Annotated in this window: 8 protein-coding genes; 3 read left to right on the top strand and 5 right to left on the bottom strand. The window is 31.8% G+C overall.

What is annotated here, in order from left to right; all coding sequences use genetic code 11:
• Positions 1-75 precede the first annotated feature (75 nt).
• The 3 genes from hemH to ELQ04_RS02860 are packed head-to-tail and all read right to left on the bottom strand — an operon-like array spanning position 76 to position 2,946.
• The gene (hemH, locus tag ELQ04_RS02870; protein WP_002938066.1) at positions 76-1,005 is read right to left on the bottom strand and encodes a ferrochelatase; all 930 of its coding nucleotides are present in this window, start codon (positions 1,003-1,005) and stop codon (positions 76-78) included.
• Positions 1,002-1,868, bottom strand: a complete 867-nt coding sequence (locus tag ELQ04_RS02865) for a Gfo/Idh/MocA family oxidoreductase (protein ID WP_044778138.1) — start codon at positions 1,866-1,868, stop codon at positions 1,002-1,004. Before ELQ04_RS02865 ends, hemH begins: the two co-directional genes overlap by 4 nt.
• A 4-nt stretch (positions 1,869-1,872) precedes the next feature.
• Positions 1,873-2,946, bottom strand: coding sequence for a DegT/DnrJ/EryC1/StrS aminotransferase family protein (locus tag ELQ04_RS02860; RefSeq protein WP_002938071.1), 1,074 nt, complete (start codon positions 2,944-2,946; stop codon positions 1,873-1,875).
• 114 nt (positions 2,947-3,060) lie between these two features.
• Here ELQ04_RS02860 and alaS point away from each other — a divergent pair, with 114 nt between their 5' ends.
• From alaS to ELQ04_RS02845, 3 genes are read left to right on the top strand one after another with little or no spacing between them, the layout of a single operon-like run.
• The gene (gene alaS / locus ELQ04_RS02855) at positions 3,061-5,589 is read left to right on the top strand and encodes an alanine--tRNA ligase (protein ID WP_002938073.1); all 2,529 of its coding nucleotides are present in this window, start codon (positions 3,061-3,063) and stop codon (positions 5,587-5,589) included.
• Positions 5,589-6,140, top strand: a complete 552-nt coding sequence (maf, locus tag ELQ04_RS02850) for a septum formation inhibitor Maf (RefSeq protein ID WP_002938074.1) — start codon at positions 5,589-5,591, stop codon at positions 6,138-6,140. The genes alaS and maf overlap by 1 nt, the downstream gene beginning before the upstream one ends.
• Positions 6,137-8,068, top strand: coding sequence for a penicillin-binding protein 1A (locus tag ELQ04_RS02845; RefSeq protein WP_002867666.1), 1,932 nt, complete (start codon positions 6,137-6,139; stop codon positions 8,066-8,068). Before maf ends, ELQ04_RS02845 begins: the two co-directional genes overlap by 4 nt.
• Positions 8,069-8,095: 27 nt before the next feature.
• Here the strand turns inward: ELQ04_RS02845 and ELQ04_RS02840 are convergent, their stop codons facing one another.
• Positions 8,096-10,669 (bottom strand): AAA family ATPase, encoded by a 2,574-nt coding sequence (locus tag ELQ04_RS02840; RefSeq protein ID WP_044778139.1) that lies wholly within the window; start codon positions 10,667-10,669, stop codon positions 8,096-8,098.
• Between the two features lie 111 nt (positions 10,670-10,780).
• Positions 10,781-11,071 carry a metal-sensing transcriptional repressor gene (locus tag ELQ04_RS02835; RefSeq protein WP_002855280.1) on the bottom strand — a complete coding sequence of 97 codons (291 nt, stop codon included), beginning with the start codon at positions 11,069-11,071 and terminating at the stop codon, positions 10,781-10,783.
• Between the last annotated feature and the right edge of the window lie 38 nt (positions 11,072-11,109).

Here is an 11,109-nt window from a genome sequence, read left to right as displayed (position 1 = left end):
GCTTTAAAGAAGTATAAACTAGATGATGATTATAGTTCTAAAGCTTATGTGAGCTTTGGGAAGTATTTTTGAGTTTTAGCAAGAAGTTTTTCTTGCTAAGGGTGGATTTATAGAATTTAAAATAAATTCCATAAATTCATCACTATCATTAGGGCAACTTATCAAATCATAATCACATTTTGCTAAATGTTTATACTCCATACCTAACTCAAAAATCGTTTCAGAACAATCAATGCAAAAAGAAATAGGATAAATCAAAGCTTTATCGTTTAAATTTGCTAAAACATCACTTGTATTTGGTTCAAGCCATTTTACAGGGCCTAGTTTAGACTGATAAGCTAAGATAAATTCATCAAAATGATCTTTTAGCTTTTCTTTTAAAATTTCTACATGATCATTTACATGCTTTTCATATAAATCACCTTTGTCAATAATGCTTTGTGGTAAAGAATGCGCTGAAAAAATCAAAATTTTGGCATCAAATTTATTTTTTTTAGCCAAAATGTGCGAAACTATCATCTCATTATAAAGCTCATTTTTGTAAAAAATATCTATAGTTTTTACTTTTGCTTGAATTTTTTGCTTTGAAATTTCATTTTGCAGAACTTCTAAAGATGAAGTTACTGTGGTGCAAGAATGGTGCGGATAAAGTGGAAAAAGAATGATTTCATCACTTTCATTTAAAGTGTATTTTTGCAAAATTTCTGTGGCAAAAGGAGGCACATAAAGATTTACAAAATCAAATTTAAATTCATCTTGTTTTAAATTAAGCTTGTTACACAGGCTTTGAGTAAGTTCGTTTAAAGGGGATTTTCCACCCATTTTTTTATAGTTTTCTTGCATGGCTTTAACGCGAGCCTTTGTTATGATCCATGCTACAAATTTTCTTAAAAATCGATTTTTGATTCCTAAAATATAAGGATCATTAAACATATTTTTTAAAAAAACTTCACAATCTTGTAAATTCGTAGCTCCGCCCATATTTAAAAATAAAACTAATTTCACGCAAACCTTTCTAAAATTTCTTGAACTTTGTAAGCATCGCTCGTGCTGGCTAAATGATTGGGTTGATTATCGATAAGTTTTAACAAAGCTTCGTGTTCTGAAAAAAGTGGACTTTGTTGAGTAAGTTCTATAAAATTTCCATCTTTTAATAAAGAAAAGTCATTTAAATTGGCTTCATAAAAATGATTTTTAGTAATAAGATGAATTTTTCTTAGTTTTTGTGTGCTATTCCAACTTTGATGTATGCTAGCAATACATTTTTCAAGCTCACATAGAATAATGCTTTCACTTTCTCTTGTTTGATCTTGGGTGTATTTTTTAAGCAAATTGGTTTTTGTTATTTCTTGTTTGCTTAAAAAACAAAGCAAATCAAGATCATGCACAGCCAAATCTTGCAAAATCCCTACATCGCTGATTCTTTGCGGGTAGAGTGAAAATCTTTGTATGTTAATGCTGATAATTTCTTCATTTTCAAGCTCTTTTTTTAGGGCTAAAACCGCAGGATTAAATCTTTCACAAAAACCTACGCCTACTTTTACGCTGTATTCTTTAGCTAAATTTGAAATTTCGTCTATTTCTTTTAAATTTAGAGCTAAAGGCTTTTCGATTAAAACGCATTTGCATTGTTTAAAAACTTTTTTTGCTATTGCTAAATGTGAATTTGTAGGTGTTGCTATGATGATAATATCATTATTTTGATTTAAAAATTTATCCAAATCATCATAAAAAATATTATCAAAAATATTTAGATTTGGATTTTTGCAAAGATCAAAAAGTGCATTAAGTTTAAAATGAGAATTTTTACTAAGTTCATTTAAGTGGTTTTGCCCCATTTTTCCAAGGCCTATGATACCTATTTTCATGGAATTAATCTTTAAAAATACAAATAACTTGCTCTTGCTCTTCTTCACTTAAAAAAGGTGAAAAAGGCAAAGACAAGATGTGTTCGCTTGCATATTCTGAATTTTTAAGTTCTAAATTTGAAAACTCACTAAAGCAAGGTTGTTTATGCAAAGGGGTTGGATAGTGTATAGCATAAGGTATATTAGTTTTTTCAAATTTTTGCAATACACTAGCTCTATCTTCAACTAAAACGCTGTATTGTGCATAAGCGCTAAAAGCATTTGGATCAATTTGCGGAATTTGGCAGTTTTTTAAATTTGCATTATAAGTTTGTGCTAATTTTTGTCTTTTGTCTAATTCTTTTTCTAGGTATTTTAACTTAACATTTAAAATCGCCGCTTGTAAGGTGTCAAGGCGTCCATTTATACCTATAAATTCATGTTTATAACGCTGAGTTTGTCCGTGATTGAGTAAAATTCTTATTTTTTTAGCAATTTCATCATCATGGCAAAAAATAGCCCCACCATCGCCATAAGCTCCCAAAGGTTTTGAAGGAAAAAAGCTCGTACATGAAATTTTAGCTATAGAGCATGATTTTTCTCCTTTGAAACTTGCACCAAAACTTTGTGCACCATCTTCGATCAAAGTGATATTTTTATCTTTTAAAATTTCTTCTAAAGCCCTTAAATCACTCATTTGCCCAAACATACTTACTGCTATAACAGCTTTAGTTTTTGGGGTTATTGCTTTTTGCACTGCTTCAAAATCAAGATTGTAATTTGATAAATTTATATCTACAAAAACAGGTTTTGCGCCTACTAAGGCCACAACTTCAGCTGTTGCTATGAAAGTAAAACTAGGCACTATAACTTCATCATCTTTGCCAATATCTAAGGCTCTTAAGGCAAGATATAAAGCACTGGTTCCACTTGAACAACCTATAGCGTGTTTAACACCTAAAAAATGAGCTAAATTTTGCTCAAATTCGTTAAGCTTTGCACCGCCTATAAAAGAAGAGCTTGATAAAACGCTTTCAATTTCAGCATTGATTTCATCTTTGTATGCGAGATATTGGGCTTGAAGATTGATAAAATTCATAAAAAACCTTAGAGAAATAAAATTAAATAAAAATGTTTATTGTATTTTAGTTTTACTTAATTTAAAGTAATTTTGGTATGATATGTTTTTATAAAAATTTCTTTAGGAAAATTCATGGATATTAGAAAAGCTTATTTGGATTTTTTTGCATCAAAAGGACATGAGATAACCCCATCAAGCCCTTTAGTTCCTGATGATGCAACTTTACTTTTTACTAATGCGGGTATGGTGCCTTTTAAAAGCATATTTACAGGAGAAATTCCACGCCCAAACCCTCCACGCAAAACAAGCTGTCAAACTTGTATAAGAGCGGGTGGAAAGCACAATGACTTAGATAATGTTGGCTATACCGCACGCCATCATACTTTTTTTGAAATGCTTGGGAATTTTAGTTTTGGAGATTATTTTAAAGAACAAGCCATAGCTTATGCTTGGGAATTTGTAACTGAAGTTTTAAAACTACCTAAAGACAGACTTTATGTAACCGTGCATGAAAACGATGATGAAGCTTTTAATCTATGGCAAAAACACATTCAAAAAGAAAGAATTTACAAATTTGGCGATAAAGATAATTTCTGGCAAATGGGCGATACTGGTCCTTGTGGTCCTTGTAGTGAGATTTTTTATGACCAAGGAGAAGAGCATTTTAACTCAAGCGAAGATTATATGGGTGGAGATGGGGATAGATTTTTAGAAATCTGGAATCTTGTTTTTATGCAATACGAAAGAAGCGCTGATGGAGTGCTTAGCCCACTGCCAAAGCCAAGCATTGATACAGGAATGGGGCTTGAAAGAGTAACAGCAATTAAAGAAGGTAAATTTAGCAATTTTGATAGCTCGCTTTTTATGCCAATCATCAATGAAATTTCAAAACTTTGTAATAAAACTTATATTTATGAAAGCGGAGCAAGTTTTAGAGTCATAGCTGATCATATAAGATCAAGTGTATTTTTGCTTGCACAAGGGGTAAGTTTTGATAAAGAAGGTAGAGGTTATGTTTTGCGTCGTATTTTGCGTCGTGCTTTAAGACATGGATATTTGCTAGGTTTTAAACAAGCTTTTATGTATAAACTAGTTGATATTGTGTGCGATTTAATGGGCGGACATTATACCTATCTTAATGAGAAAAAAGACTTTATAAAAGAACAAATTCGCCTTGAAGAAGAAAGATTTTTAAGCACTATAGAAAATGGGATTGAAATTTTTAATGAAGAGCTTAAAAACACCAAAGAAATTTTTAGCGGAGAAGTAGCCTTTAAGCTTTATGATACTTATGGTTTTCCGCTTGATTTAACGGCTGATATGCTAAGAGAAAAAAATCTTAAAGTTGATGAAGAAAAATTTGAACTTTTAATGAATGAGCAAAAAGCACGCGCTAAGGCTTCTTGGAAAGGAAGTGGGGATAAAACTGCAAGCGGAGATTTTAAAAACTTGCTTGAAAAATTTGGAGAAAATCATTTCGTAGGTTATGAAAAAGCAGAATGCGAAAGTAAAATTTTAGCCCTTTTAGATGAAGATTTTAAAGAAGTTTCCATCCTTAAAGATGCAGGTTGGGTGATGCTTGAAAACACACCTTTTTATGCAACAAGTGGGGGGCAAAGTGCTGATAGTGGATTTATAGCTAAGCGTGAAGTTTTAGATACGCAAAAGTTTTTTAATCTCAATCTTAGCTTTGTAAAAGCAGGCGAAGAACTAAAAATTGGCGATATAGTTCATGCAAAAATCGATACAGAAAAAAGAGAGCAAATCGCACGTCACCACTCAGCTACTCATCTTTTACACCATGCTTTAAGAGAAATTTTAGGTTCTCATGTAAGCCAAGCAGGATCTTTAGTTGAAAGCAATAAACTAAGATTTGATTTCACTCATCATAAAGCTTTAAGCAAAGAAGAACTAGAAAGCATTGAAAAAAGAGTCAATGAAATGATTATAAACTCAAGTGAAGCTATTTTAGAAAATATGCCTTTAGAAGAAGCTAAAAAAAGCGGCGCTATAGCATTGTTTAATGAAAAATACCAAGGCAATGTGCGTGTTTTAACTCTAGGTGAAAGCAAGGAGCTTTGCGGGGGAACTCATGTTAAAAATACTGCTCAAATAGGAAGTTTTTACATAGTTAAAGAAAGCGGTGTGAGTGCTGGAGTTAGACGCATTGAAGCTGTGGTTTCTAAAGCGGCTTTAGAATTTGTAAAAAATCAATTTGAAGAACTTTCCAAAGCAAAAGATGAGCTCAAAAATAATGATATTTTAAGCGGGCTCAAAAAGCTTAAAAATGAAATTTTAAGTTTAAAAAATGAGCTTAAAAACTCAAGTAAAACCGAGCTTGATTCTAAAAATATTCAAGGTGTTGAAATTTGCGTAAAACGCGTAGATAATGGCGATATTAAAGCTATGATTGATGATTTTAAAAACAAATTTGCTAAAGCGGTGATTTTACTTATCCAAGTAAAAGATGAAAAAATCACTTTGGCAGCTGGCGTTAAAGATGTGCCTTTAAAAGCAGGAGCTTTAGTTAAAGAAGCGGCGCAAATTTTAGGTGGAAATGGTGGCGGAAGAGATGATTTTGCTACTGCAGGTGGAAAAGATTTAAGCAAAATCAATGAAGCTTTAAAACAAAGCTTAGAAACGATAGAAAAAGCACTTTAATGTTAATTCTTGCTTCAAGTTCCATTTCAAGAGCTAACTTGCTTAAAACCGCAAAGATTGATTTTAGGCAAGTTAGTTTTGATTATGATGAAAATTTAAATAAAAATATTTCACCTTTTTTATATGTTCAAAAAATAGTTCTTGAAAAAGAAAGACAATTTTTAAGTGCTTTAGGCAAAGATTTTCAAAACCAAAATTTGCTTTTTGCAGATAGTATAGTTTGTATAGATGAAAAAATTCTTACCAAAGCAAAGGATAAAAAAGAAGCTTATGAAATGCTTGCCTTGCAAAATGGAAAGTATGCAAGTATTTTATCGGCTTTTTTGCTTGTAAAACCTGAAAAAAGAGTTTTTTCTCTTTCAAAAACTACGCTTTATTTTAAAAATTTTGATGAAAATGCTTTAAGAGATTATGTAGAAAATGATCTTTATAAAGGCAAGGCGGGTTGTATTATGTGTGAGGGTTTTCATCAAAATTTCATCACCCAACAAGTAGGAAATCTAAGCACTGCTTTAGGGCTTGATATCCAAACTTTAAAGGCTTATTTATGAAAATATTAAAATATATTTTTTCATTTTTTACTCTTTTGTTTATAGCTGGATTTATTTATGTGGCTTATCTTTTCACAAGTGCTGATACTGAGGGTTATACTTTTAAAGAATACAAACCTCCTCTTACAACACAAATTTACGATAGAAATGGCAAGCTTGTGGCTAATATTTTTGAACAGCATCGTTTTTACGCTCCTTATGAAGAGCTTCCTCCACGCCTTATAGAAGCTTTAGTTGCTATAGAAGATACAAGCTTTTTTGAACATAATGGAGTTAATATCGATGCCATTTTTAGAGCTGCTGTAAAAATCATAAAAAGCGGTGGAAAAACCATGGAAGGAGCTTCCACTCTTACCCAGCAATTTATTAAAAACACAGAATTAACCCCAGAAAGAACTATTACGCGTAAAATTCGCGAAGCTTTGCTTGCTTATAAAATGGAAACCATTTTAACTAAAGAGCAAATTTTAGAAAGGTATTTAAATTTTATCTTTTTTGGACATGGGTATTATGGAGTAAAAACCGCAGCTTTGGGGTATTTTCATAAAAATTTAAATGAATTAAGCCTTAAAGAGATTGCTATGTTGGTAGGTATGCCAAAAGCACCTAGCAGTTATGATCCTACAAAGCATTTAGATCTTTCCATCTCAAGAGCAAATAATGTTATTTCAAGAATGTATAATCTAGGTTGGATTTCAAAAGCAGATTATGATACAGCCATTAAAGAAATTCCGCAAGTTTATGATGATACGCTTACTCAAAATGCTGCTCCTTATGTCGTAGATGAAGTGATTAAACAATTAAGCCCTAATATCAAAGACTTAAAAACAGGTGGATATAAAATCATTTTAAATATAGACTTAGATGTTCAAAATATGGCGCAAAATGCTTTGAAATTTGGTTATGATGAGATAGTAAAACGCGATAAAGATGCAAATTTAAGCACTTTAAACGGAGCTATGGTCGTGGTAAATCATCAAAGTGGCGATGTTTTAGCTTTGGTAGGTGGGGTTGATTATGAAAAAAGTAATTATAACCGTGCTACTCAAAGTATGCGTCAACCTGGAAGCTCTTTTAAACCTTTTGTGTATCAAGTGGCGATTAATTTAGGATATTCGCCTATGAGTGAAATTGCTGATATTTCTAGAATTTTTGAAGGTGGAGCGGGTAATAATGAGGATTGGAAACCTAAAAATGAAGGGGGTAAATTTTTAGGTTTAATTACTTTAAAAGAAGCTTTAACAAGATCAAGAAATTTAGCTACCATTAATCTCGCACTTGATATGGGGCTTGATGTTCTTTACTCTAAACTAATGGAATTTGGATTTAAAGATATACCGCCTAATTTATCAATCGTATTGGGAAGTTTTGGTATTTCTCCTTTGGAGTATTCGAAATTTTATACCATGTTTGGGAACTATGGTACGATTAAAGATCCTCAAATTATCAGACAAGTTCAGGATAAAACCGGTAAAACCATCATGGAATTTAACTCAAATGAGCGTAAAGTCAGCGATGAAGCGCAAAGTTTTCTGGTTTTAGATATGATGAGAAATGTTGTTGAAAAAGGCACAGGGCGTAATGCAAGAGTAAAAGATATAGAAATAGCAGGAAAAACAGGAACAACGAATAAAAGTGTTGATGCTTGGTTTTGTGGACTTACGCCTGAAATAGAAGCAATCATTTGGTATGGAAATGATAATAACAAGCCTATGCGTTATACAGAAGGTGGGGCTAGAACAGCTGCTCCTGTGTTTAGAGAATTTTTAACTCAATATATAGAAAAATTCCCTGATACAACTAGAAAATTTAGCATTCCTAATGGGGTTTATCGTGGAAATTATAAAGGAGAAAGTGCTTATTATACCACCAAATCACCATTACCAAAAGCAAATATGAAATTTAATGAAAGCGAGATTATATTTTGAAAGTAGAAAGATCTACTTTCAAAATGATTAAGCTTTTTTGATGATTATTTCATCATCTTTTGCATCAATGATAATGCTATCATTTTCATGAAGTTCATCAGCAAGTATCATATCGCTTAATTTATCTTCTATAAGATCATAAATAGCTCTTCTTAAAGGTCTAGCACCAAAATCAGGGTCAAAACCATCTTTAGCGATTAAAAGGGCTGCATTTTCGCTTAAACTTGCTTTTATTCCCTTGTTTTCTAAGCTCATTTGTAAATCTTTAAATAAAAGCTTGACTATTTCATAAGCTTCATCTTTTCCAAGTGGATTAAAGGTGATAATATCATCTAAGCGGTTTAAAAACTCAGGTTTAAAGAAATTTTTTAACTCATTTTTTACCGCATCTTCTTGTTCTTTTCCGCTTAAATTCATAATAGCACTTGAGGCAATATTAGAAGTTAAAATGATAATGGTATTTTTAAAATCCACTGTTACACCTTTGCTATCGGTTGCTCTACCATCATCTAAAATCCCTAAAAGCACATTAAATACATCTTTATGTGCTTTTTCAACTTCATCAAACAAAAGCACGCTATAAGGTTTTCTTCGCACAGCTTCAGTAAGCTCTCCACCTTCTTCATGTCCTATGTATCCTGGAGGCGCACCTAAGAGTCTTGAAACGCTATGTTTTTCCATAAATTCACTCATATCAAAACGAATCATTGCTTTTTCATCATCAAATAAAAATTTTGCCAAAGCTTTAGCTGATTGTGTTTTTCCTACCCCTGTTGGCCCTAAAAATAAAAAGCTTCCTATAGGTTTATTGTCCGCATTAAGTCCTGCTTTGTTACGTTTAATGGCTCTAGCTAAAGCACTTAAGGCCTTATCTTGTCCTATGACACTTTCTTTTAAATGTTTTTCCACTTCTAAGAATTTTTGTTTTTCAGAAGTTAACATTTTTTGCACGCTAATACCCGTCCATTTGCTTAAAATTCCAGCAACCAAATCCTCATCCACTTGATTTTTAAGTAAAACTCCATTTTCACTCATTTTTTTCCATTTATCTTCTAAGATTTCTACTTCTTTTTCAAGATTTGGAATTTTTCCATACTCTAGCTCGGCTGCTTTTTGAAATTCACCTCTAGCTTTAGCCAAAGAAGCTTCATTTTTAAGCAGATCAATTTCTTTTTTCTTAGCACTTATACCATCAAAAACACTTTTTTCATTTTCAAACTGTGAATTTAGGGCATTTTGTTTTTCTTTTAAATTGGCTAGTTCTTTTGCGATTTCATCAAGTCTTTTTTGATTTTTCTCGTCATTTTCCATTTTTAAAGCTTCATTTTCAACTTCTAAAGTTTCTATATCTTTGCGTACTTTTCTTAAAGAACTTGGTTCGCTTTCAATTTGCATTTTCAGTTCAGCTGCAGCTTCATCGATTAAATCAATGGCCTTATCAGGTAAAAAACGATCCGCTATATAACGCTTTGAAAGTTTAGCTGCAGCTACTAAAGCACTATCATTTATAGTTACATTATGATGAATTTCAAGCTTTTCTTTTATACCCCTTAACATAGCCAAAGCCTCATTAACACTTGGCTCACCTACATTTACAGGTTGAAAACGGCGTTGCAAGGCTGCATCTTTTTCAAAATATTTACGATATTCTTTTAAAGTAGTTGCGCCTATAGTATGGAGTTCACCTCTTGCAAGAGCGGGTTTTAAAATATTTGCCGCATCCATACTGCCTTCACTTGCTCCAGCTCCTACTATAGTGTGAATTTCATCGATAAAAAGAATGATATTTTCACTTTTTATCACTTCATTAACGACAGCTTTTAATCTGTCTTCAAATTCTCCTCTGTATTTTGCACCTGCAATTAAAGCACTCATGTCAAGAGCGATAACTTTTTTATTTTGCAAAGATTTTGGAACATCTTTTTTAATAATTCTTTGTGCTAAAGCTTCTACTATAGCTGTTTTTCCTACGCCTGGTTCACCTAAAAGTATAGGGTTATTTTTGGTTTTGCGTATTAAAATTTGCATTAAACGTTCGATTTCTTCTTCTCTGCCTATAACAGGATCAAGTTTACCTTCGCTTGCTTTTAAGGTTAAATCTATACCAAATTTATTTAAGCTGTCTAAGGTTTCATCGCTTGTTTTGCTATCGATTTTGCGTCCCGCTCTTAGACTTTCAAGCTCTTTTTGAAATTCTCTTAAATCTAAAAATTGCGCCAAAATTTCTTTAATAGGACTTTTTTGACTTTCACTTATAAGCCAAGTATCCACACTTAAATAACTATCTCCATTAGCACTCATCAATCCTTTAGCATTTTCTAATGAATTTATAAGTTCATTGGAAAAGCGTATATTTTCACGACTTGCATTTGAACTCGTTGGAAGTTTTGAAATTCTACTTTTAATTTCAAGTTCTAAGGCTTCTTTAGAAATATTTAATTTATTTAAAATTTGATTTAAAATACTTGTACTATCTACGCTTAAAGCCCATAAAAGATGTAAAGGTGCAACTTCATTATTTTTAGAATGTATAGCTAAAGATGCTGCGCTTTCAAGGTTTGAAAGCATATTATCAGTTAAAAAATCTTGTATATTTGCCATGTTTTATCCTTTATTTAGTTTATATACTTGCTATTATATAACTTTAGTCATATAATGTCAAGTTGATTGAGTAAAATTTTTTAAATAATAGGACAAATAACTAATTTTAGATTATTTCATAAACATATCTATAGCCTTGTTTAATTCTTCTATACTTTGAATATCATTTTCTTCTACAGCATGTACCATACAATGAGCTAAATGTTCTTTTAAAACTACTTTTGCAGTATTGTTAACTTCGGCTTTTACAGCAGCAAGCTGGATTAAAATTTCACTACAGTCTTTGTCATTTTCAACCATTCTTTTAATAGCGCTTAAATGCCCTATGGTTCTACTTAGACGATTGCAAACTGCTTTAAGATGTTTTTGAGAATGTGTATGAGTATGTTTTTCTTGGCACATTGTATTAACTTTCTTTTTGGAATTTTTAGTCTATTTTA

Origin of the sequence: Campylobacter sp. CH278, assembly GCF_004378845.1 — a bacterium.
Taxonomy (GTDB): domain Bacteria; phylum Campylobacterota; class Campylobacteria; order Campylobacterales; family Campylobacteraceae; genus Campylobacter_D; species Campylobacter_D jejuni.
The sequence above is the reverse complement of the archived record's forward strand: the minus strand, read 5'-3'. Positions and strand labels throughout refer to the sequence as shown.